The organism is Quyinboa mangrovi (assembly GCF_042219825.1).
Classification (GTDB): Bacteria; Bacteroidota; Bacteroidia; order Bacteroidales; family UBA5342; genus JBHJHP01.
The window spans coordinates 381,616-405,834 of sequence record NZ_JBHJHQ010000002.1; the positions used below are offsets into that span (position 1 = coordinate 381,616).

Sequence of the window (24,219 nt, forward strand, 5' to 3'; positions counted from 1 at the left end):
TTCTTTTTAATAAAGATCAGAGTATACTACTGCTATTTACCTTTTTTAACCGGGATAATCTTAACGCCGTCATCTTTATCCTTTTTTTCAGGTTTTAGTTTAACACTGACTTTTTTCCCGATTATTTCGGAAAGATCAATACTACAGGACTGACTGCCGATAAAAGATATTCTCACGGTTTTGTCTTTAATATTCATTCCATTATCAATGACCAGCTTTGCTTCTCCGTTTACATGGCTAATTGTGCCTTTAAGTGTGTCTGATTCCCGGTTTAACAATACAATATTAACCCCGACTAATGGCTCACCATTTTCATAAACAACAAATTCAACCGTGTTTTTAGAAGCTGCTTCGCTAAGAATTTCATACTGACAAGTGTCTGCTTTTCCGGAATCCGTTTGACTGAATACGGTGAAGCAGATCAGGTTTAAAATAATAATTATGTATTTCATTGGTATTGTATTTAGTTAATAATGCATGAATTTAATCATAACAGCTTTTTATAATGAATATTGAATCATTTTCAAGGGTAGTTTTTTTATTAATATTTGACCAATTAACCATAGAGTCAAATTTTTCCTTTTCAATTTTAAGATTATAATTCAGAAAATAGAATTCACATCCACCATCATCAATCATTTTATAATTACATGGCTTGGATTTTAATATGTCTTTAAATTCCTGATTTATTATGGTTAATTCTCCTGCTCCATGTATGTTATCAGGTTCATGATGTATTTTTTTGATCTCTTTTATTTCAGCATAATTAATCATGATTGTATCAGAATTTAACGCATAATATATCTTCTCCTTTTTATTTAATTGCATGGAGTTGATAACCTTAATAATCAATACTTCCGATTCTCCGTTTTCCCATTGAGAAAAGTAATAGTAATAATCGTCAGGAAATTTATCTGGTAGTTTCAGACCTTGAGTCCATATATTGGCATACCACGCCCTGTTCCATTTAATAAATCCGGTTATTTCTTTATTTTGTTTTGTGGTAATCGTTACATACTTTAATTCCCAACATGCGGTACAATCAGAAAAAATGTTTTGAGTGAAGAGCAATAATGTAAATACTAGGAAAAGGAGTTTTTTCATCATTATATTTTAAGTTAGTTAATGTAATATCATTGTCTATCTATCCTGAAGACTTAAATTCAATGGGATTGCACATTATAACTAATGTTTTTCTTCAATTCCATATCCCTAATCAGGTCATCTACAATTGCAGTTGCTTTTTCTACATCTGCACTTTCAACATAAAGATCAATGGCAGATGTTATATATCCTGCTGTTTTAGAGGAATGAAAATCATTTTTGATGAACAAAGCTATTTCATGCGTTTCCAATTCCTCTTGTAATCAAGTTACCAAACTTCGCTTCCGTAAATAATCTGATCGTTCATTCATCTTTTGTGTTATAATTTACTGCATTTATTCAATTACATGCATGAATTTGTTACCTTTTACTGGGTTTTGTTTAAACGTTTTTTATTACCTGTTTTCAAGGTATATTTTAACGTTATTCCAAAATTTCCATACTTATTATAGTCTAATTCATAGTGATTAGGATAATCATTATTTAATTGATTTATTGGTTTTATCCATGTGTTAGAGTATGAGAAGGTTATCCCCAACTTATCTGAAATTTTATAATGGTAAAAAAGATATGGTTCAAATAAAATTCCTTTTTGGTCTATTACTTTATCCATATCGTTTGAAGACTCAACATAATATACCTTGTAATACGGTGTGAAATTTCCAATGGTAAAAGAAAGTCCCCAAATTTTATTATGATTTTTAAACGTATTTGTATATTGAAATTTACCTAGTATTGATTGGTAAAAACCTTTATAATTCATTGGTTCATTAAATCCTTCCTGATATTTCACATTCCCATTACCATAAAAATATCCACCAAGCAGTCTAATGTTTGCTCTTTCATTTATATTAAATCTGTAGCCTGTAAGCAACTGCAGATGTATAGTTCCGCTGGATATATAACTGGCATAAGCTTGTGCATGTATTTTATCAGTAAAACCATAAGCAACACTTACGTCTGCGCCAGGAGTGATTAGAAAGCTGGAAATACTGGCACCAAAATCTAATTCTGTTTCACCTTTTTCTTCAATTAAAATGGGCGGGGCTACTTGCGGAGTATAAAGTGCGCAAGATGATAATAACAATATACTAACAATGCAGAATAATTTACCTTTCATGTTTAGTTCGATTACAACTAAATAATGTTACAACCTGTATTCCGTGTAAAGTACCAATCATATTATAAACCGGAATTCAGGTCATTTTAATCATTTCTAAGTCGTTTCGGTTTATTAGAATAAAAGTAGTGAAATCAGGGATGAATGGCAATCCGGAAAATATGTTATAGAGCCTGAAAAATAGTGGGTAGCTGATATTGTATTATTGTTACAGATCAATGCTGTTTTCCACTTTTAATGATCAATTCCATAGACAACACTTTCATTAACTTCAGTTTCATTTTGTTGTTTTAATTAAGTTAAGGGTAAAGTTCATGATAGCATCCCTGTTTTCTATTATGTCATCCTGAGATTGTTCTATCGGGTAGTCGGGCATAATTCCTCTTCGGGGATTCATGTTTTTTACGGCAGCTGTATATCTTCTAACACGAGCTGTTCCTACCATAATGCCGGTATTTTTCAGCGGAGGATAAGTTGCGTTTCCCGTGCAGGTATAGGTTGAACCCATTTCTGAACCTATAAACTTTCCAACCCGGTGATATTTCAATAACCCGCAAAAATGTCCAGTTGTTGAAAATCCGTTCCCATCAATTAGAGTAAACAATCTCCCTTTGTAGTGATTAACTGGTTTAGGAACAGGATTGGCAAGTGTGTCATATTTTCCGTAATGGTCTTCAAAATAGGGTAAGGGCTCTGGTTCGAGATAAGCCCATAAATATGAAGCACAAAAGGGATCTCCACCACTATTACCACGTACATCAAGAACAAGATTTTTAATGTCATTTTGATTGATAACCAGGAAAACGCTGTCAATGAACTTTTTAAACATATCTACCTGCCCATAGTATCCAAAAGAATTAATTGTGAGTATGCCGGTTTGGCTGGCTTCCAATTCCTCAAAATTCAGTTTTGAGACACTTTGTTTTGCGTTATCAATATCTTTTTTGGCAACAGGTTTAAGATTAGCCTGCATTTTACGTTGACTTTCAGGAGGAATGTATTCTATAGCGAAAGAATCAGGATAACCATAATAAAGAGCATATTTGACGGAGAAATTTCCACTTACTTTGGATAAACGATAGGATGGGTTAAATCCGTCTGCAGAAGTGAGCGACGTGAGTTTGTTTACCAAAACAGGCATCGTGGTTCCGTTGATACTTACAATTTCACTTCCGACAGAAATTTGCTGTACTGTATCATAACTACCCTTTACAAATACCTTATTGCTTGAAATACAGAGTTCTAAAGGAAAAAGTTTTTCCGGTGCAACCTTCCAGTAATCATCAGGAATCCATAAGCTTGAATGGCCACAACCAACTTTTGATATTACTTCAGTCATTTGAATCAGAAAACTTCTGAAATTCAGATCAGAATCAATCCTTATGAAGTTTTTGTCGAATATGGAGTCGAGCACGGCTTTTTCTGTATAATCATATAATGCAGGATGTGTAGTTTCAAGAATGTTTCGAAACTGCAGATAATCTTCCTGTAATTTCTTTTTACTGAATATAACCGGATAGCTGAAATACTCATTATGGCTGAAACAGGTAACGGGAATTACATTTTCTTCTGTTTTTAATTTATATTTTCTGTTTCCATTATCTTGATTTTTAGGATCAGGTTTCCATTCCCAGAAAGAATAGTCTCCCTTTTTAATCACAAATTTGTATGATATTGTATCTCCAACGTTTCCTAATTTAAATATGCCGGAATATATGTTTGATTCGGGTAATTTCTTCAACTCATAGTTAGTACCCTCCCAGTTATTAAATGACCCGGCGACAAACACTTTGTCATTTGATTCAGAAGAAAATAATTCCAGTTTTATCAGGCTGTCAAGATCCAGTTGAAATGTAACACCAACCTGTCCCCTGGATATAGTTGTTGCAACAAAAAATATTGAAATTATAGTGAGGCTTTTCATGACCCGTTTATTTTGAATATTGCCTAAAAGAGCATTTATTTTTTTCTGTTGTGCAAAATTATCTGTGTATATAACCAGAATATATTTTTGCAGCTAGTATGAAGGGACATTTTTTAATAAAGTTACAGAAAGACAATATAAAGAACAACCATGAAGGTATGTTATTCAGCTTGAAGATGTTCCGGCTGCAAAGTCAGCAGGGAGATTTCGCTGATGGTGCCCAAACGGATGGGAGGGCCAAAGGTTCCTGCGCCCTGTGATACAAACATGGTAGTGCCGTTATAGTGATGCAGGCCCTGGTTAAACTGAAACATCAGGGCGGCAATATATTTTATGGGAACCAGTTGTCCTGCATGCGTATGGCCGGAAAGGTACAGGTCCACACCATGTTTGCTGGCATATTTTATACCATCCGGACTGTGGTGCAGCAATACGGTTGGTTTGCTTTTGTCCGGAGAAAGTTTGTCCAGGGTACTTTTTATAGTGGCATGACCATTTTGTGTATGCACATTAAACGTTTGATCGTCGGCAGCCATATGGTTCAGCCCGATAATCTGTAAGTCTTTGAAACCGGTCATGTTGTTTTCAAGCACCTGGATTCCCAATTCACGCAACATGGTTTTAATGGTTTGTACGCCAGTATATTTATCGTGATTTCCTTCAATAAAACAGACCGGGGCTTTTAAGTCTGTCAACGGTTGCAGATCTTTTTTCGATAAGCGGTAACGGCCGTCGAACAGGTCTCCGGTGATAAAGACAATATCGGGATTTTGTGCATTGGTTTTACTGACCAGTTTGTGCAGGAAGCGTTTTCCCCTGAAATGCCCCAGGTGCACATCAGACAGGTGCATAGCCCGGACGGTTTGTGTCAATCCTTTAATTGGAATGGTATGATGCGTGACTTTGGTGTTCCATGAATTGAGTGTGCCGGCAAGATTGATGCCCAATGTCAGTATCACAACGATAAGCCCGTAAGTGAGCGGTTTAAAGCCGGTAAATAGTCTGAGGATATCCGTTAATATGACCGAAATCAACAGGTAAAGCATCAATCCCATGGTCATGGCCGCAAGGATATAAATAATATGTCCTGCCAGCGAAACGGAATTGGCTGTAGTAAATACACCAAACATCATAAATAATGCCAGTACTGCAAAAACGGGATAAAGCATACGCGTATATGGTATGCTGAAATACCAGTTAAACCGGTGTGTCAGATAGATTACCGCACCTGTAATGATGCCTAGAAAAATGGTAAGGAAAATAAATGGAACAATGCTTTTCATTTGTTTGAATTGTGTTCTTTGAATAAACCACAAAGTAACTTAAATGTTCGGTAATTACATTCTGAAGAGGAACAGAAGCAATACAAATTTTAAATATGATATAAAAAATCGGACATTATTCTTAATTATCGGTTTTAAAGTTTAATTTAACGCTGTTTTTGCTTTGGGAACAAAAAGTTTTAATGCCAATACTTTACTCATAATGCGTAGTATATTTCTGATTTTTGCACTGATCCTTGCGGTATCTGTTCATTCACAACAACAGGTCACTAATCTTACAACGCTCATTATTGATACCGATGGAGCAGCCATCAACAGTAAAGATACATACATCCCGGGAACACTTTATATTTTAAGTAGTGATCCGGATATAAAAAACGATACTTTACCCATGAAGATACGCGGACGCGGTAATTCCACATGGGGAATGCCCAAAAAACCATTCCGTATTAAACTGGATGATGATAAGCACCTTTTGGGAATGAGAGCCAAAAACCGTGATTGGGTATTACTGGCCAATTATGCAGATAAGTCATTGATCCGTAATGCTCTGGCGTTTAAAATAGGAGAGTGGGTGAATCTTGAATATAATCCCGACTTCAGATTTGTGGACGTGATCCTTAATGGTGATTATGTGGGGAATTACATGTTGACCGACCAGGTGGAGGTGGCTAAGAATCGTGTGCCTGTTGAAAAACAGGATACCTCTGTTGTTGCTTTACCTGACCTTTCAGGAGGTTACCTGCTGGAAGTAGACGGTTTTGCGGACCGTGAACCGGTATGGTTTCAGACTAACCGGGGTGTTAAAACAACAATTAAGTACCCTGATGATGATGATATAAATCCGGAGCAACTGGATTATATTAAGACATATATACAGCATTATGAAGATGTTCTGTTCGCAGAAAATTATAAAGATCCGGAGACGGGTTATCGTGCATACAATGACTCCGCCACGCTGGTAAACTGGTATATTGCTTCCGAACTCACAGGGAACCCTGATTGTTTCTGGAGCACTAACATATATAAGAAGCGTTCGAACGATAAGCTCTTCTGGGGGCCAATGTGGGATTATGATATTGCGTTCAACAACGACAGCCGTCAGGAAGATGCACAATACAAACTTATGCGTGAAAGTGCGTATAACCCAAGAGTATGGATCAACCGATTGTGGCAGGACGACTGGTTTGTAAGAGCTGTAGGGAAGCGTTGGGAACAGTTGGTGGAATCCGGCATTTCCGATTCTGTTCAGAATTATATTAACGATGCTGCCAACCTGATTGATCAGTCGCAGGTGAGAAACTTTGAACGTTGGAATATATTGCCTGACAAGGTATATCTTGAGCAGTTTTTATTTGATACCTGGGAAGAGAATATTGATTTTCTTCGGGATTATATGAAAGAGCGTGTAAGTTTTCTGAACGATAATCTTGCACAGTATGTGGAACCATTTGTGATTGAAAACTACTATTACGCCATCCGGAATAAGAATTCCAGCCTTGTGATTGATATTAAGGAAACAGATCCAAATGCACTGAATATGTGGGAATTCCTGGAGGATCAGTTTAGCCAGCAATGGCAGATTGTTGATCTGGGCGATGGAACCGTTCGATTCGAAAACAGACTGTCTGGTTTGGCCATCAAGGGAATGGGTGTGGGCAACAGCCTGGCGCTTAGTGATATTTCTGAAACTAACGATTCACTGCGTTGGACTCTTGAACCGCTCGGATCTGTAAATCTGTTTGGAATTGTTAATGTAGGAACAGGAAACGCCATCGATAATTCCGGAGGAGGGACATCAAATGGCACCCGGACCATTGAATGGGATAATCATATCACATCCAATTTGAATCAGCAATGGGTATTTGAAAAAATAGAAAGCATTCCATCGGGATTGGCACCTCATACACCACGGTTGAACCTGAGCGTTTACCCGAATCCGGTAAGCCGTCAGCTGTTTATCTCTTCGGATCAGGCTTTTGCATCGGATTTGTCTTTCAGTATTATGGATGTGAGCGGAAAAGAAGTTAAAGCAGGGCATCTGGTTGGAGAATCAATTGATATGTCGCAGTTAGGTTCCGGAATTTATTTCGTAAAATTGTTTACTGAAAACAGATCAGAAGTATTCCGCATTGTTAAGCAATAGGAATATTTGTTGATCCGGTATTTCTGCTTATGTTCTGGATTAAACTCGGAATATTACTCACCGGCTTTTTGTATGCAGGCTTGTTGCCTCACACGGTAAGAAAAACTCTGCAGCATGTTGATTTTGATCCCGAAAGACAGACGCTGAGCTTCCTGAGCAATAAGGTGTTGTATGGCGAAAAATTTAAAAAAGGATATAAACGTCTGCTGCTTGGTGCTGCCTTGTTGAATTACAGTTTTTTCTGGCTCTTGTCGAAACATTACGATCTTGGTGAACATGCCGACTACATGAGGTACATCGATTACAGTTTCGCATTTCTCACTTTTCTGGCATTTATACCGCACAATATTTATCCGTACAGTTTTAAACACTTAGGGACTACTTTTCAGCGTTTTTTTCATAATGTATTTGCAGCCCTGGTTTTTCTTACCTTACCGGTTATGATCATTACTTTTCAGGTAGCGGTGTTGCCGGATAATTATTTTTTGGGCATTGCCGGTTTAGTGATAGTGTTTGTCATCGTTATTTCCGTATTTGTATCCGTGGTATTAAATGGGGTCAATGGCATTACGGAGATTCTGTTTATCAATGGCATCAGCATATGGAGCATCTTCACCACTATTCTAACCATAATGATCTGATGAAGTATGAAAAAATAAGATTTGTTCATGATCTTGTCTGAATCCTATTACATTATTCAGCTTCCGTCAAATGACCGGCAATAACATTATCTCATTTTTGCTCACTTCTGCGCGGCCAGATTTAATTATCGTTCATTGACTTCTACAATATTGTCACCTCTTCGAGGTTGCATTGAAATCCTGAAGAAAAATACGTTTATATAGAATTGAAGCAACTCCGAAGGAGTGACAGATTTGTAACCCCGGATGCCATCCGGGGTACAGAAGTGAAGTCCTTCATTATAACCGTGCAATACCTATACTGTCGTGCTATCGATTTTGTCGGTTATTGGTAGCTGTTGAATGGGAATCAGAATAATAAAATTTTAGTTGGTTTCTTTCAGCCTGATATGAATCATCCCTCATTGTCATGAACGAAGTGAATTGATAGAGAGGGATCAGTTGTAATGGATTTGCATATTTATATGAACCAGGGTGAGTCGGATAAGATGATCTTGTAGCTTTAATTTGGCTTCATTGGAAGGACAAGTCGTCTTCAATATCATTGTCACCTCTTCGAGGTTGCATTGAAATCCTGAAAAAATATATGCATATGCAAATAAGAAGCAACTCCGAAGGAGTGACAGATTTGTAACCCCGGATGCCATCCGGGGTACAGAAGTGAAGTCCTTCATTATAACCGTGCAATACCTATACTGTCGTGCTATCGTTTTTGTCGGTTATTGGTAGCTGATGAATGGGAATCAGAATATTAAAATTTTAGTTGGTTTCTTTCAGCCTGATATGAATCATCCCTCTTTGTCATGAACGAAGTGAATTGATAAAGAGGGATCAGTTGTAATGGATTTGCAAATTTATATGATCCAGGGTGAGTCGGATAAGATGATCTTGTAGCGTTAATTTGGCTTCATTGGAAGGACAAATCGTCTTCAATATTATTGTCACCTCTTCGAGGTTTCATTGAAATCACTCGAGAATTTGTTCAAAACCAATAATTATGTTGAATAAGCGTTGGATATGCTGCAAATTCAGCGGATTTGCGGGTGGCTTGAACTGATGAAATTAATAGCATTAAAAAATTAAATCTCACAGCAGGTTTAGCAAAGGCAGGTTATTTAGCGATTTATTTGCAGCGAGCATTTTTGAATACTTTTGATGCTTCAAAAGTATTAACTGGGTGAATCCCAAAGGGAGAGGGTGTTAAATCCCTTAAATAATAACAAACAGAGGCCATTCTTTCGAACGGCCTCTGAAATATTTGATCTTAAAAAAGATTAATCGTGTGCAAACGGAAAGTATTCCTTTGCATTGTTGTAACAAATATCCTGTACAATGCTACCAACCAGATCAAAATCTGCAGGAATCTCACCTTTTTCCATATCGGTTCCCAACAGATCACAAAGCAACCTGCGGAAATATTCATGGCGTGGGTAGGATAGGAAACTCCTTGAGTCGGTCAACATACCTACAAATTTGCTCAACAGTCCAAGGGTCGACAATGCATTCATCTGCTTGCTCATACCGTCTTTCTGATCCAGGAACCACCATCCGGAGCCAAACTGCATTTTACCGGCAACGGAACCATCGTTAAAATTACCTATCATGGTTCCGATAACTTCGTTATCAGATGGATTGATGTTGTACAGAATGGTCTTAGTCAGTTTGTCTTCCTGATCCAGTTTATCGAAGAACAATTGCATGTTCTTAGCCACGTTGAACTGACCGATGGAATCCCAACCGGTATCAGGTCCCATTTGCGCAAACATCCGGCTGTTGTTATTTCGGATCACACCATAATGGAACTGTTGAACCCAGCCTTTCTTGTGATCCATTTTTGCGAATTCAAACAGCATGGCCGTTTTGAACTTCCGCACTTCCGGATCACTGATTTCTCCACCTTTTCTTGCTTTCTTGAAGATATCCTTGATCTCATCTTTGGTGTACGCTTCAGCATAAAATTCTTCGATCCCATGATCCGATAAACGGCAACCGTTATCATGGAAAAACTGGTGACGTACCTCTATGGCTTCAATCAGATGTTTAAACGCTGAGATCTTAACGCCGGAAACTTTTTCCAGTTTATCCAGGTATTCGTTAAACTGCTCTGTTTCTATAGCCATTGCCTTATCGGGTCTCCAGGCAGGGATCATCTTCAGTTCGGCCCCTGAATTCTTATGCTGCGTATGGAATTTCAGATCGTCTATTGGATCATCAGTGGTACATACAATCTCCACTTTCATTTTCTTCAGCAGACCCTGAACCCTGTATTCATCGCTGTTCAGCAATTCGTTACAGCGGTCGTATATGGATCTGGCAGTTGCCGGTGAAAGCAGTTCCTCAATACCGAAGTATCTTCTTAATTCCAGGTGAGTCCAGTGATATAGCGGGTTACGTAGTGTGAATGGCACAACTTCCGCCCATTTTTCAAACTTCTCCCAATCGCTGGCATCGCCTGTAATATAGTGTTCATCCACACCAAACGTACGCATGGCACGCCACTTATAGTGATCACCGTACAACCACGCCTCGGTAATGGTTTTGAATTTCTTATTCTCTGCAATTTGCTGCGGAATAAGATGGCAATGGTAGTCGATGATTGGCATCTGAACAGCATAGTCGTGATACAGTTTTTTTGCTGCATCACTGTTTAAAACAAAATCGTTGTCTAAAAATGGTTTCATTATTAATTTATTTTCCGGTTTTATACCACGTAGTTAAAAACACGCATAATGTGTCTGTCAAAAATATTAGTGGTCACTTCGTTACCCACAATATCTTCATATTTCTGAACCATGTTCAGGTATTTATCACCCATTTTTGCTGCGATCTTATATGAGATATGGATCAACTGCCTGAAATCCAGGTTGAAATCAGGATTTTCCTGATCGTGACGCAAGGTATTGGCATATTTTTCAGACGACCACAAATCCACCTCATCCGGTGAAGGAAGATTGTCCTCATTAATGTCGATAACTGTACGGTAAGGCGCCATAAAATCTTCACGTTTTTCATAGCCCTGACGATAAATTTCCTTGGCAACTGCAAGTCCGTCTTCTCCGGCTATGGCAAGACCAATAACTTCTTCCAGCCAGGTTGTACCGGCAGTTTTTATATGAATACCGGTGCCCTGTTTTTTGATGATTTTACCCATGATCGGATAAATACTGAATTTATCACTACCAGAGTGAACACTCAGTTTAATGTTTTCTGGTAATCCAAATTCCTTAACGGCATATTTGAGTACCAGGATATCTTCTTCGAATTCCTGGGTGAATTTGTCAATATCACCAACATAGTCGATGCCTTTAAAGAAATCGCCGGTAAACTTCGGTGCGATAGTCTGAATAGGAATTTCCTGAGCAGCAACGGCACTGAGGATGAAAAACATTTCCAGAGGAGTTTGTGGTACATCCACTTCGTCCATAGAAAGCTCGGCGATAAAGTCACCCTTGTTATCTTTTATTATGGTATACACTTCTTTGGCCTGTTTTACTGCAAAAAGGAATTTGCTGCCAATCTCAACCAAAAGGTCTTCTGTTACATTAAATGTGTGATCAATACCCGGAATTTTGAAATCACCAACATATTTTTTGTTGGCTTCTACAAATGCTTTCAGTTCTGATTCTTCCGGTTTTTCACCGATAAAATCAGCCACATCCAGAGTGAAAAAATCAGAAGACGCAATAAAACCATGAACAGTTTTTGCGTTAATATGATCGGCATCTACATAATAAGGACCGTCATACCCAAGCGCTTTAACGGCATTATCGGCTTCAGTACGAACAGAATCCGGCTGTGTGCCAATAATCTGATGTTCACGGTTCGACTTGTTCCATACCGGAGCAACTTCAAGACCAAGCTCCTTGTGGGCTTTCATCAGGGCTTTTAACTGTGCTTTACCTTGTTGGCCAAAACGGTCGCCAACTCCCATAGAATATTTTACTAATTTCATTGTAATGGTATTTAATTTAACTTTTTAAATATTTCTGTTAGATGATTCTCTGATTAATAATTCCGGTTTGATATAAATTGTTTGCGGGTTTAAGCTATCTTCACTTTTCGCCTCAATTTCGTTTAATAAAACATTGGCAGCTTTCTTTCCCATTTCATTTCCAAACTGATGTATGGATGACAGTGAAGGCTGCACATATTGCGTAAATGGTTCATTGGCAAATCCGGTGATGCCTGCATCCCGGGGAACCATAATTCCATGTTGGATCAGATATAATAATACACCATGTGCAGCGTAATCACTGGCGCATACAAATGCTTCCGGCAATTGTTTCAAGTTATGCAAATTTGCTGTAAAATCAAAGGCATCTTCACGCGAAACCATATGTTCTGCAATCCATTCTTCTTTAATGGGCAGATGATGGTCATGCATCGCTTTTTTATAACCTTCCAGTCGCCTTTCATAAATATACAAACTGAAATCACCACCGTAATGCGCAATGTTTTTGTAACCCTGCTTAATCAGGTGAGTTGTGGCTTCATAGGTTCCTGAAAAATTGTCATTTGTAACACGGCTCACATCAATACCCTCAATAATACGGTCAATTAAAACCAGAGGAATGTTATTATCCGTTAAAAGTTCCAGGTGTTTAGTCGATATCGTTTCTTTTGAAACTGATAACAGTAAGCCATCCACACGATTAGCGAATAAGGTATTGATATTTTCAACTTCCTTTTTATAGCTTTCGTCCGACTGACATATAATAAGATTATAGCCTGCAGGATTGGTGATGCTTTCTATTCCTGCAATAATATCCGCAAAAAAGAACCGGTTGATTCTTGGAACGATCAGCCCGATGGTGTTGCTTTTGCCCTTGCGCAGATAGGAGGCCAGACTGTTGGCACTGTAATGCATCTCCCTAGCCTTGGCTGTCACTGTTTTCTTGGTTTCCTTACTTATAGAAGGATGATTATTCAGTGCCCTGGATACAGTGCTTGCCGTTATTCCAAGTTCACGGGCAATGTCATGTATGGTGGTTTTTTTTGCAGACATAATATAATTTAATCAAACAAATATAAGAAAAGAAAAATAAAAATGCAATCGATTGCATTTTTCAAAAAAAAATTGTTTATTTGTTATGGTGACCTCATTGATTTCTGATGTATAAAACTTACTTGTACCACATCTGTTTTTAAAGAGGGAGGTTTAAATTACGGATCATTAATTAACGAATTAAATACAAATTACTTTTATTATGAAGTATAGTTTTGAACACTTAAAAAACAAAGTAGCTGTGCTTACCGGCGGCGCCGGAGTAATTGGAACAGCTATTGCCACAGGGTTGGCAGAATCGGGCATTAAAATGGCTATTCTTGACATTAATGAAGAAGCAGCCGTTAAAGTAGCAGAAGACATTAAAGCAAAAACAGGAACAGATTGTGTTGGTCTGGCCTGCAATGTGCTTGATAAGGATTCTCTCATTCAGGCGAAAGAAAAAGTACACGCAACATTAGGACCTGTAGATATCCTGATCAACGGTGCAGGTGGAAACTCTCCAAAGGCGACTACTAAAGTGGAAACCATAGAGAACGTGGAAAAAGATTTTCAGGATTCGTTTTTCGGACTGGATTCATCAGGTTTTGACTGGGTTTTCGATTTGAACTTTAAAGGAACCTTATTACCGACCATGGTATTTGGTGAAGAACTGGTTCGCAGCGGAAAAGGATCAATTCTTAATGTATCATCCATGAACTCTTATCGTCCGTTGACAAAAATTCCGGCATACTCTGCTGCAAAATCTTCCATTAACAATTTTACGCAATGGCTTTCGGTTCACTTTGCCAAAACAGGTGTACGTGTGAACGCTGTGGCCCCCGGATTTTTCCTGACAAACCAGAACAGGTTCTTACTGACTGATAAAGAAACCGGCGAGATGACCCCAAGAGGTAAAAAGATCATCGACAATACACCAATGGGACGTTATGGTGAGGTGGACGAATTAATCGGAACCTGCCTTTATCTTGTTTCAGATTTAGCACAGTTCGTTACAGGAATCGTTATTCCGGTAGATGGCGGTTACAGTGCATTTGGTGGAGTTTAACAGTTAGTTTTAGGAATACGATCATATCATAAATAATTGTAAAACACATAAAATTATTATGTGCTTTTGCCGGAATCTCTTTACCTTGAAATGATCCAAATAAATTGATAAAGAAAACCAGTAAAATTTATAAAATGAGCCTGACATTAAAAGATAATTGTAAGTATTCTCTTATTGTTCCAACAAGTATGGGAGTAAGAATAACTCCCGAAAATGGTCAACCTGTGCATAGCAGCGATACATTTAAGCTGCAGGCAACAAGTGCAGAAACCAATGTGGCCAGCATTCCTTCTTTTCTGGGTCTGCCGGTAAAGGTGCTGACAACATTTGTGAAAGGGAGTCCGATTGCACAATTTATTAAGGGTAACCTTAGAAACCGTCACATGGATTATGAAGGTCCTGAGGTTGAACAGGGTGATCCCTGGGGATATCGTCACCAGTTTAATATTGCCGACAGTGGTTATGGATCACGGGGACCAAGGGTGCATAATGACCGTGCAGGTGAAGTGGGCCGGACCCTCAATGTGAAAGATTTTGATCTGGAACGAATTTTTGGTGAAGAAGGTGTACAAATTATACACCTGTCTGGTTTGATTGCAGCATTATCTCCTGATACCAGCGAGTTCTGTCTGCAACTGGCAAGAGCGGCTAAAAAACATGGTACGCGCATTTCGTTCGACCTGAATTACAGGGCATCTTTCTGGAAAGGTCGTGAAAAGGAATTGAGCGAAGCCTTTATGGAGATAGCTTCTGTTTCTGATATTCTGATTGGAAACGAGGAAGACTTCCAGCTGTGTCTTGGTATTAAAGGTCCTGATGCAGGTGGAAAAGGTATCGAAGAAAAAATTGACGGATTCAAGGAAATGATTGGCCGTGTTAAGCAGGCATTTCCGAATGCATCTGTATTCGCCACTACCTTGCGTGAGGTTGTCAATGCGAATCATCACATGTGGGGAGGCATCATGCTGGAAGGAACAAACTGGCATGTGGTGAACCTGCGTGATATTCATGTGCTGGACCGTATTGGTGGAGGCGATGGTTTCGTAGGTGGTTTGTTATATGGTATTTTAAAGCAATGGGATCCGGAAAAATGGATTCAGTTCGGATGGGCAACGGGTGCCATGGCAACCACATTCCTTACTGACTATGCGCAACCTGCAGATGAGGAAATGGTCTGGAGTATATGGGAAGGCAATGCCCGCGTAAAACGATAAAATAAATTATATGCTTTATTATCAAAGAGGTTCAGAAACAGATGTGCTCACATCAGAAGACCTGAAACAGGGAATTCTGGAGGCATTTGGTAAGATTGGTGACCGCAAAAAAATTCTGGCTATTCCGCCGGATTTTACACGTTACCATTCCCGTGCCGGTGAAATCACATCTATTATATATAAAGAAGTAGGCGATAAGCTTGCCGACGTACTACCTGCATTGGGTACACATGCAGGCATGACAGAAGCAGAACTGACGCAGATGTATCCCGGAATTCCACTGGATAAATTCAAAGTACACGACTGGCGTAACGATGTGGTTGAAGTTGGTCGCGTTCCGGGGGCAGTTGTAAAAGAATATACAGATGGGATGCTGGATTATGAATGGCCCGCACAGCTTAATAAGATGATTCTGAATGGTGGCCATGATCTGATCCTGTCCATCGGTCAGGTGGTACCTCACGAGGTAATTGGAATGGCCAATTACAATAAAAATCTTTTTGTAGGTACGGGTGGTCCTGAAGGCATTAATAAGAGCCATTTTGCCGGAGCAGTTTACGGCATGGAACGTATTATGGGACGCGCCATAAATCCGGTTCGTAAGCTCCTGAATTATGCTTCGGATCATTTTATAAAGGATTTGCCTGTGGTGTATATTCATACGGTTGTTGGCCGCGATGACAGTGGTAAACTGGTAACGCGTGGTCTGTATATCGGTGACGATCTGGATGTGTTTACGCAGGCAGCTGACCTGTCGCTGAAAGTGAACTTTACCATGCTGGATAAACCACTGAAAAAAGTGGTCGTCTATCTTGATCCTACAGAATTTAAAAGTACATGGCTTGGCAACAAAAGTATTTACCGTACCCGCATGGCCATTGCTGATGCAGGTGAGTTGATTGTCCTTGCACCGGCACTTAAGGAATTCGGGGAAGACAAGGAAATTGACCGGCTGATTCGGAAATACGGTTACCGTACCACTCCGGAAGTGCTCGACTTTGTAAAGAACAACGAAGACATTCAGAATAACCTGAGTGCGGCGGCTCACCTGATTCATGGATCAACAGAAAACCGGTTCAGTGTAACGTATTGTCCGGGTCACCTTACTGAAGAGGAAATCCGTTCGGTAAATTATAACTACGGGAAGCTTGATGAAGCCATGAAGAAATATGATCCTGAAAAACTGAAAGACGGATTCAATGTGGTTGATGGTGAAGAAATATACTACATCTCCAATCCGGCAATCGGTTTATGGGCAGAAAAAAGCAGATTTATTAAACAATAGAAATATAAAACACTATGGAAGCTAAATCAGATATCGGGTTAATTGGCCTGGCTGTAATGGGTGAAAACCTTGTGTTAAACATGGAAAGCCATGGTTATACAGTCAGCGTATTTAACCGGACTGTAGAAAAAGTTGACAAATTTATTGAAGGTCGTGGAAAAGGTAAAAAATTCTACGGCGCACACAGTATCGAAGATCTCGTAAAATCCCTTAAAAGACCACGTAAAGTAATGATGTTGGTTAAAGCGGGTCAGGCGGTGGATGATTTTATTGAAAAAATCATTCCATATCTTGAAGAAGGAGATATCATCATTGATGGTGGTAACACACACTTCCCGGATACCATACGCAGAACAAAGTATGTGGAAAGTAAAGGACTGCTTTATATCGGAACCGGTGTTTCAGGTGGTGAAGAAGGTGCATTGAAAGGTCCTTCAATCATGCCGGGTGGTTCCGTTAAGGCATGGGAACATGTGAAACCAATTTTTCAGTCTATTTCTGCAAAAGTGGAAGATGGCACGCCATGTTGTGACTGGGTCGGAGCAAACGGCGCCGGGCACTTTGTAAAGATGGTGCATAATGGTATTGAGTATGGCGATATGCAGTTGATCTGCGAGGCCTATCAGATAATGAGCGATCTGTTAGGGATGAGTGCTGATGAAATGCATGAAGTATTCAAAGAATGGAATACCGGCGTTTTGGATAGTTATCTCATTGAGATTACCCGTGACATTCTGGGATTCAAAGATGAGGATGGTGAACCAATGGTAGAAAAAATACTGGACACTGCAGGACAAAAGGGTACAGGAAAATGGACCGGTGTAGCTGCTTTGGATCAGGGTATTCCTTTGACATTGATAGGAGAAGCTGTTTTTGCACGTTGCTTATCAGCTCAGAAAGATGAAAGAGTAAGGGCATCTAAGATTCTTACAGGTCCTGAAAAATCATTCGATGCAGACAAAAAGGCATTTGTTCAGGATATCATGCAGGCCTTATATGCATCCAAAATAGTGTCGTATGCGCAGGGTTATGTGCTGTTACAGGATGCAGCCAGAGAATATGGCTGGGATCTTAATTACGGTGGTATTGCGTTGATGTGGCGTGGTGGATGTATCATCCGCTCAGCATTTCTGGGACGTATTAAAGAAGCGTTTGATAACGATCCAAAACTTGAAAACCTGTTGCTCGATCCTTATTTTAAAGAAGAAGTTAATAAGGCGCAGGCCGGATGGCGTAATGTGGTAGCTACCGCAGCCAGCAAGGGAATTCCTGTACCGGCATTTTCTACTGCACTGGCATATTTTGACGGATACCGTACAGAACGTTTACCGGCAAATCTGCTTCAGGCGCAACGTGACTATTTCGGAGCACATACCTACGAAAGAGTGGATCAGCCCAGAGGTAAGTTTTTTCATACCAACTGGACAGGTAGAGGAGGTGATACTTCTGCATCTACTTACGATGTATAAAAATAAATATACAGATTTAGAAAATGATAAAAAAAGAGCGGTTTATAACCCGCTCTTTTTGTTGTATAACCTGACTATAATATTAGTTTAATCCCCGCTGAAAAATTAATTTCCGGCATTGGATACCTGTAATTAATTTCGTATTTCTGGTTCAGCAGGTTATTGGCCATAACAAATACACTTGTGTTTTTCTGAACCTGTGCCTGAATACGCATATTCAGTAAGGTGTAAGATTGTTTTATATCAGGATTTAAGGATGTATAAAGATTTTGAATGTGCTGCGTTGAAATATTTACATTAAATATCTTGTAACCGTAATTGGCACTTACATTAAACTGGTGCTCAGGAGCTGCAAGCAATGGTTTGCTAAGGTTTAAATAGCTGTAGTTGCCATGCAGGTGTAGGTTTTTTGCAGCCCTGTAGTTTATCGCAAACTCAATTCCATTATTTGTAAACGAACCGGAATTACTTCTCACATAATTAGCTGTCTGAATCATGTTTTTTGCATTTACAAGAAATAATGTTAGTTCTGTATTCAGTTTTCCTTCCCTGTATTGTTGTATCCAGGTAATATCGTAATTGAAAAGTTTTTCTGGTTTCAGATCCTGATTTGGTGCAAAAAGGTACATCTCCATCATGGTAGGGCTTCGAAATCCTTTGGATACAGAAGCTTTAAGCGATGTATTACTGCCAGGATTGTAGGTTAATCCGGCCATAGGGACAAGTTCATTGCCATAATCAGAGTTATTTTCTATGCGTAATCCGGCCGTTAATGAAAGTTTTTTGCAAATACTCTGTTGCACATAAGCATAACCGGCCACTTCAGTTATAAGGATGAGGCTGTCCCTCGCCATTCCCATATTGGCTTTCCCTCCGTATTGTTTAGCGTCGATGCCAACAGTAATTGAACTGCCTTTAAATGCTTTGAATGTCTGGTAAATCATCAGACCACTGTTACGGTCGGTGGAGTACCAGCCATCAGATAAGTTGTGTGTGCCAAAATTGTTAAACAGTTTGATGGCTCCTTCGGATTTATCGAACTTGTTCTCCAGTGAAACAGCTGCTTTTCCTCTTAAAATATCAATGCCGAAAAGTTCCGGTTCACCACCGTATATTGAGTCGTGGGCTATGAATTTGGCCATATTCAGGTCTGCGGTAAGGTTGAAATGTTTATTTATTTGGTATCCAAGTTTTAAATAACTGTTGAATATTTTAAAATCGCTGTTCTCCCGTACTCCGTCGGTCTGGTCGTGATTGACAGAGGCAAATACACTGAGCTTATCCTTTTTATAACCCAGTGTTCCGTATAATTTTTTTGTATTGTATGATCCGTACGATGCTCCTAAATTACTTTTAAAACCTTCGTCATTCTGCTGTTTTGTGATGATGTTAACAACGCCCGCCATGGCATTTGATCCATACAGAATAGAACCGGGTCCTCTTATAATTTCCACTTTCTTAACATCAGAGGCCACATAAGCATCGGGTAGAGGATGTCCGAATATTCCCTGGTACTGAGGATCACCATCAATCAGGACTAAAACATCGGTATTTGGTGTGCCACTTACCCCACGTATGCTAATGGCTCCGGCTCCACCGCTTGAAACTCCAAACCCCAGAATATTACGTTCCGTGACAAATATTCCGGGAGAATAAGTGCTCAATGTTGGCAGGATATTTATTTCACCTGTGTTTTCAATTTCTTCGTTTGAGATCTGGCTTACCGAAAGTGGGACAAGTTTTCGTGAGACTTCTTTTTTGGATCCTGTTACAACTACTTCGTTGATTTTTATGGTGTCCTTTAGATTTTCAGCATGTAGCCCGTTTATGAATAACAGGAGCAAAGCAACTGCCAGATGGTGTTTTTTCATGGGATAAATTTGATTAATGATAAGATTAATTGCTTTACAGGAGGTTACGTATTGAGTTATTCAATAGAGGAGATGACAAAATCTCCATGTTGAATCCCCTTAATTGCCAATAGTTTATTACTGATTTTGATAATTTTTTGTGCAGGTCCTTTTACTGCTACTGTTTCAATGCAGTTTTTTTCGTCAAGATGAATATGCTGACTTGATAGCACCAGACAGTTATATTCATGTTTTAAACTGGCAATTTCACTGTGCAAACGAGCTATCCTGTGATCATAAATCAGAACGACGGCGCCTGTAACAAGTTTGTTGTCTTCAATATTTTTTTCACTTTTATACTTACTGATAAGATATCTCAGCGCCCTTGATCTGTTCGGGAAGCGTTGTTCTGTAACAATGTGATCCAGATCGTTTAACAGATCTTCTTCCAGCGATACTCCAAAACGTGTAACTGTCATAATATTAAATTTTTACCAACCAAAAAACTGCATTCCCAGGCCTGAGATTAATATGCCCAAACCGGCAATAAGGTGAAAATACCTGTCTCCGTTTTTGATTTTTATTGTTGATGTTCCTTTAAATCCTAAATAAACCACCAGTAGCATGGTCAATATAGTAGCTATTCCAAAAACAATGCTTACGGATGCAATTCCCATTGCACTGAATTTAGCTGCAGGAAATATCAGCAGAGGGATCAGTACCTCGCATGGTCCAAACACAAAAATCAGGAACAGAATCCATGGCGTTATTTTAGTCACATCTTCTGTGTTGTCATTTACCTTTACTTCTTTATTGAGTAAATAGGGTTTGTGTGTTACCATATGTTGCAGACGCCGTATTTTTTTTGGGACAAGAAATTTTGGGAGATGAAAATGTTTCCCCCGGGTTATAAATTTGAAGATTCCATAAGCTGTATAAAGCAATCCGAAGGTTAGCAGCATATAACTTACAATATTTCCCCGGTGTGATTCTATCAGTTCCAGTTTTGACAAACTGATTCCCAATGCAATGCCAATAACACCCAGTGCAACAGAACCCAAAATATGACCAACACCAGAGATGAATGTAATCCACATGGTACGCGTTTGGGTCCAGTTACGTGCTTTACTTAACACAATAAAAGGGATGTAATGATCCGGTCCTGTTGCTGTATGAAAGAAACCCAGAAAGGCAGCTGTTCCAAGTAATAAATACAGTTCGCTCATGGTTATAATTGATTAATAAGCGATGCCTGGCAGGCTGCTCCAAACCCGTTATCAATATTCACAACACTTATTCCGCTGGCACAACTGTTCAGCATCGTGAGCAAAGCAGAAATGCCGTTGAAGGATGCCCCATAACCCACGCTGGTCGGTACGCCAATAACAGGTTTGCTGACTAAACCACCAACAACACTGGCTAAAGCTCCTTCCATTCCGGCTACAACAATAATGACCCGGGCTTCCTGAATAACTTTAAGCTTATTGAAAAGCCTGTGAATTCCTGCAACACCCACATCATAAACTGTTTCAACCCGGTTATTCAGAAAACGAGCCGTTTCGGCAGCTTCTTCAGCTACCGGCATATCAGAAGTTCCGGCTGCAACTATGGTAATGTATCCTTTATTTAAGGGTTCCTCTTTATGCTTGTAAGTTATGGTTTTTGCCAATTTGTTGTATGAGGCATGCGGGATTACACTCCGGACAAATTCATACATCTCTTCCGTTGCCTTAGTCGCCAGGATATCGATGCCTTTCTGGTGAAGCCGTTCTGCAATTTTTACAACCTGATCCACTGTTTTGCCTGCAGCGTATATTACCTCCGGAATACCGGTGCGTTTCAGACGGTCAGTATCCAGGGCAGCAAATCCCATTTCTTCGATACCTTTGCCGGATAGCTCTTTAACAGCCAGATCTAGATCCAGTTTGCCATCCTTATAAAGGTTCAGAATATCTTTAATTTTCATTTTGTAATGCGTTTAATGCAGCTTTTTCGATGTCAGAAACCGAAACATTATTTTGCACGGCCAGTAATTTGCAGTCTTCAAACTCGGGTTTACTGTGCAGTACTTTGCCGCCATAATAACTCAATTTAATATGGACATCGCCATACTCTGTTGTTACAATCTGTTCGTCCCTTGTCAGCAGGTGTTTTTGAATATGTTGCTCCCGAATTCCGAGCGTGGTGGAATGTTTAAAAAGTACTTCTTTCAGAATTTTTGCTTTATCAGGTACGCAAAGCACTGAGATCATTTGCGCCGGTCTGGATTTCTTCATCACGATCGGCGTAAACCACACATCACTTGCACCTTTGTCCAACAGGATATCCATTAAAAACTCAAAATGCTCGGGCTTCATATCATCTATATTGCATTCAAGGACTGTTGCGTTTTCAGATTTTACATCCTTGTCAGGTTGTGATGATTCCAGGAGGTAAACTCTGAGAACATTAGCCACTTCAGAAACATCCCGCTGACCAATGCCGTAAGCTGTTTTGCTGATCGGAAATTCTATGTTGTTTGTAAATTCATCTACGGTTGCAGCCAGAATAGCAGCTCCGGTTGGTGTGGTTGCCTCGTGCTGAACCAAACCGGTTCTGACCGGAATATTTTCTACTATCAGAGCAGTGGCCGGCGCCGGCACAGGCATTATGCCATGGGCACATTTTACGGTTCCTCCACCAAGCTGAACCGGTGATGATAATACCTTATCTACTTTGAGATAATCAAGGCAAATGGCTGCTCCAACTATGTCCGCAATGGAATCCAGCGCGCCCACCTCATGGAAATGTACTTTCTGTATATCGATATCATGCACCTTTGCTTCTGCCACCGCAATCCGGTTGAAGATATTCAGCGCTGTCTTTTTGACCTGATCCGAAAGGGTACTGCTGTTTACGATCTCCTCTATATGGCGCAAATGCCGGTGCTTTTCATTTTCAGGATTTTCAATGATGATTGTGGCCAGGGTTCCGTTAATGCCTCTTCGGGCAGCCTTTTCTGTTTTAAGCTGAAAACCATCAATATTTAATTTTTGAAGCTCCTGTCTTAAATAGTCCGGATTAACACCCAAATCAATTAATGCGCCCAGATTCATATCTCCGCTGATTCCGGCGAAGCAGTCATAGTATAATATTTTCATGTGCAGCTATATCTAAATTGTCATAGTCTTATTTTCCAATTCCCCTGTTTAACTTTCCGGATACCAGACCTTCGCTGTCGATCACAACCTGGTTGAAGCCAAGAGCCGTAATCTTACTTACAATTTCATCTTTTTGGTTGTGCAGTCTTTCCAGGTCTTCTTTTAAAACCTCAATTTTTCCATAGGTTTCAAAATGCCTGACCCTGACATCATTGAATCCATGGTCGTTTAAAATATTCTCGGCCATCTCAACCTGAAGGAGTTTCTCTTTTGTCACCTTATGTCCGTATGGCATACGGGAACTTAAACATGGACTGGCAGGTTTGTCCCAGTTAGGCAACTCGAAATAGCGGGCAATCTCACGCAATTCCTGTTTGGTTATTTTACAGTCGACCATGGGAGAGAGGACATTCAGTTTTTTGGCTGCATCAATGCCAGGGCGATAATCACCCAGATCATCATAATTGGTTCCACTTAATACTTTAAAGAGCGGATATTTCGCTGCCATATTTGAAAGATCAGTAAACAGATGTTCCTTACAAAAAAAGCAACGGTTAACAGGATTCGAGTTATAACGCTCATCGTTTAACTCTGTGGTTTTTATCACCTCAAGGTTGATGTCGAACGTATTGCAGAAATTCTGAGCAAGCATAAAGTCCTTTTGTTTCAGACTTTCAGAGTTTGAAATTACGCCAATAACATTTTCTTTCCCCTGAAATTTTCTTGCCAGGTATAACACCAGTGTGGAATCTATCCCACCCGAAAATGCAACAATGGATCCGTTATAGTGTGAAAACCATATTTTAAGGGCATTGAGTTTTTCCTGTAATTCAGTATTGAGAAACTTCATAATAATTCGTGACACGATTTAATTAAAAGTAACACAAAATTATCAAAACATTTGACGTAGCCAATTCTAAATTACATTCTGTATCCTTTTATAATTGCACAACATAATTTTTTAGATTGCAGACACTTATTTTTTTGAAA

At 39.4% G+C, this 24,219-nt stretch carries 21 protein-coding genes; 6 read left to right on the forward strand and 15 right to left on the reverse strand.

What is annotated here, in order from left to right; all coding sequences use genetic code 11:
* Nucleotides 1-32: 32 nt before the first annotated feature.
* The 6 genes from ACE1ET_RS04875 to ACE1ET_RS04900 form a co-directional block, all read right to left on the reverse strand.
* Nucleotides 33-452: a peptidase associated/transthyretin-like domain-containing protein gene (locus tag ACE1ET_RS04875; protein ID WP_375727240.1), complete on the reverse strand. Its 420-nt coding sequence runs from the start codon at nt 450-452 to the stop codon at nt 33-35.
* A gap of 31 nt (nt 453-483) precedes the next feature.
* Complete coding sequence (locus ACE1ET_RS04880) at nt 484-1,107, reverse strand: hypothetical protein (RefSeq protein ID WP_375727241.1); 624 nt, start codon at nt 1,105-1,107, stop codon at nt 484-486.
* Between the two features lie 56 nt (nt 1,108-1,163).
* On the reverse strand, nt 1,164-1,355 hold the full coding sequence (locus ACE1ET_RS04885) for a hypothetical protein (protein ID WP_375727242.1): 192 nt from the start codon (nt 1,353-1,355) through the stop codon (nt 1,164-1,166).
* Nucleotides 1,356-1,471: 116 nt separating this feature from the next.
* A complete protein-coding gene (locus ACE1ET_RS04890; RefSeq protein ID WP_375727243.1) occupies nt 1,472-2,224 on the reverse strand; it encodes a hypothetical protein in 753 nt (250 codons plus the stop codon).
* A 277-nt stretch (nt 2,225-2,501) separates the two neighbouring features.
* Nucleotides 2,502-4,148 (reverse strand): S41 family peptidase, encoded by a 1,647-nt coding sequence (locus ACE1ET_RS04895; RefSeq protein WP_375727244.1) that lies wholly within the window; start codon nt 4,146-4,148, stop codon nt 2,502-2,504.
* A 161-nt stretch (nt 4,149-4,309) separates the two neighbouring features.
* Entirely contained in the window at nt 4,310-5,431 is a 1,122-nt protein-coding gene (locus ACE1ET_RS04900) for a metallophosphoesterase (RefSeq protein ID WP_375727245.1), read from the reverse strand.
* Between the two features lie 202 nt (nt 5,432-5,633).
* Between ACE1ET_RS04900 and ACE1ET_RS04905 the strand changes: the two genes are divergently transcribed.
* Nucleotides 5,634-7,577, forward strand: coding sequence for a CotH kinase family protein (locus tag ACE1ET_RS04905; RefSeq protein ID WP_375727246.1), 1,944 nt, complete (start codon nt 5,634-5,636; stop codon nt 7,575-7,577).
* A gap of 29 nt (nt 7,578-7,606) precedes the next feature.
* Nucleotides 7,607-8,218 carry a hypothetical protein gene (locus tag ACE1ET_RS04910; protein WP_375727247.1) on the forward strand — a complete coding sequence of 204 codons (612 nt, stop codon included), beginning with the start codon at nt 7,607-7,609 and terminating at the stop codon, nt 8,216-8,218.
* Nucleotides 8,219-9,492: 1,274 nt separating this feature from the next.
* Here ACE1ET_RS04910 and uxaC read toward each other — a convergent pair.
* The 3 genes from uxaC to ACE1ET_RS04925 are packed head-to-tail and all read right to left on the reverse strand — an operon-like array spanning nt 9,493 to nt 13,223.
* Nucleotides 9,493-10,899 carry a glucuronate isomerase gene (gene uxaC / locus ACE1ET_RS04915; protein WP_375727248.1) on the reverse strand — a complete coding sequence of 469 codons (1,407 nt, stop codon included), beginning with the start codon at nt 10,897-10,899 and terminating at the stop codon, nt 9,493-9,495.
* A gap of 20 nt (nt 10,900-10,919) precedes the next feature.
* Complete coding sequence (locus ACE1ET_RS04920; protein WP_375727249.1) at nt 10,920-12,170, reverse strand: tagaturonate epimerase family protein; 1,251 nt, start codon at nt 12,168-12,170, stop codon at nt 10,920-10,922.
* Between the two features lie 24 nt (nt 12,171-12,194).
* The gene (locus ACE1ET_RS04925; RefSeq protein ID WP_375727250.1) at nt 12,195-13,223 is read right to left on the reverse strand and encodes a LacI family DNA-binding transcriptional regulator; all 1,029 of its coding nucleotides are present in this window, start codon (nt 13,221-13,223) and stop codon (nt 12,195-12,197) included.
* A gap of 202 nt (nt 13,224-13,425) precedes the next feature.
* Between ACE1ET_RS04925 and ACE1ET_RS04930 the strand changes: the two genes are divergently transcribed.
* The 4 genes from ACE1ET_RS04930 (at nt 13,426) to gnd (ending at nt 18,239) form a co-directional block, all read left to right on the forward strand.
* A complete protein-coding gene (locus ACE1ET_RS04930; RefSeq protein WP_375727251.1) occupies nt 13,426-14,271 on the forward strand; it encodes an SDR family oxidoreductase in 846 nt (281 codons plus the stop codon).
* A gap of 134 nt (nt 14,272-14,405) precedes the next feature.
* Nucleotides 14,406-15,485 (forward strand): sugar kinase, encoded by a 1,080-nt coding sequence (locus tag ACE1ET_RS04935; protein ID WP_375727252.1) that lies wholly within the window; start codon nt 14,406-14,408, stop codon nt 15,483-15,485.
* 10 nt (nt 15,486-15,495) lie between these two features.
* Nucleotides 15,496-16,770 (forward strand): nickel-dependent putative hexonate epimerase, encoded by a 1,275-nt coding sequence (locus tag ACE1ET_RS04940; RefSeq protein ID WP_375727253.1) that lies wholly within the window; start codon nt 15,496-15,498, stop codon nt 16,768-16,770.
* Nucleotides 16,771-16,784: 14 nt separating this feature from the next.
* Entirely contained in the window at nt 16,785-18,239 is a 1,455-nt protein-coding gene (gnd, locus tag ACE1ET_RS04945) for a decarboxylating NADP(+)-dependent phosphogluconate dehydrogenase (RefSeq protein WP_375727254.1), read from the forward strand.
* A 74-nt stretch (nt 18,240-18,313) separates the two neighbouring features.
* Here the strand turns inward: gnd and ACE1ET_RS04950 are convergent, their stop codons facing one another.
* From ACE1ET_RS04950 to larE, 6 genes are read right to left on the reverse strand one after another with little or no spacing between them, the layout of a single operon-like run.
* On the reverse strand, nt 18,314-20,110 hold the full coding sequence (locus ACE1ET_RS04950) for a TonB-dependent receptor plug domain-containing protein (RefSeq protein ID WP_375727255.1): 1,797 nt from the start codon (nt 20,108-20,110) through the stop codon (nt 18,314-18,316).
* Between the two features lie 56 nt (nt 20,111-20,166).
* The gene (nikR, locus tag ACE1ET_RS04955; protein ID WP_375727256.1) at nt 20,167-20,568 is read right to left on the reverse strand and encodes a nickel-responsive transcriptional regulator NikR; all 402 of its coding nucleotides are present in this window, start codon (nt 20,566-20,568) and stop codon (nt 20,167-20,169) included.
* A gap of 12 nt (nt 20,569-20,580) precedes the next feature.
* Nucleotides 20,581-21,315 carry a hypothetical protein gene (locus ACE1ET_RS04960; RefSeq protein WP_375727257.1) on the reverse strand — a complete coding sequence of 245 codons (735 nt, stop codon included), beginning with the start codon at nt 21,313-21,315 and terminating at the stop codon, nt 20,581-20,583.
* Nucleotides 21,316-21,317: 2 nt separating this feature from the next.
* Nucleotides 21,318-22,055: a nickel pincer cofactor biosynthesis protein LarB gene (larB, locus tag ACE1ET_RS04965; protein ID WP_375727258.1), complete on the reverse strand. Its 738-nt coding sequence runs from the start codon at nt 22,053-22,055 to the stop codon at nt 21,318-21,320.
* Nucleotides 22,045-23,229, reverse strand: a complete 1,185-nt coding sequence (gene larC, locus ACE1ET_RS04970; RefSeq protein WP_375727259.1) for a nickel pincer cofactor biosynthesis protein LarC — start codon at nt 23,227-23,229, stop codon at nt 22,045-22,047. Before larC ends, larB begins: the two co-directional genes overlap by 11 nt.
* Before the next feature lie 28 nt (nt 23,230-23,257).
* Nucleotides 23,258-24,094, reverse strand: coding sequence for an ATP-dependent sacrificial sulfur transferase LarE (larE, locus tag ACE1ET_RS04975; protein WP_375727260.1), 837 nt, complete (start codon nt 24,092-24,094; stop codon nt 23,258-23,260).
* Nucleotides 24,095-24,219: the final 125 nt, after the last annotated feature.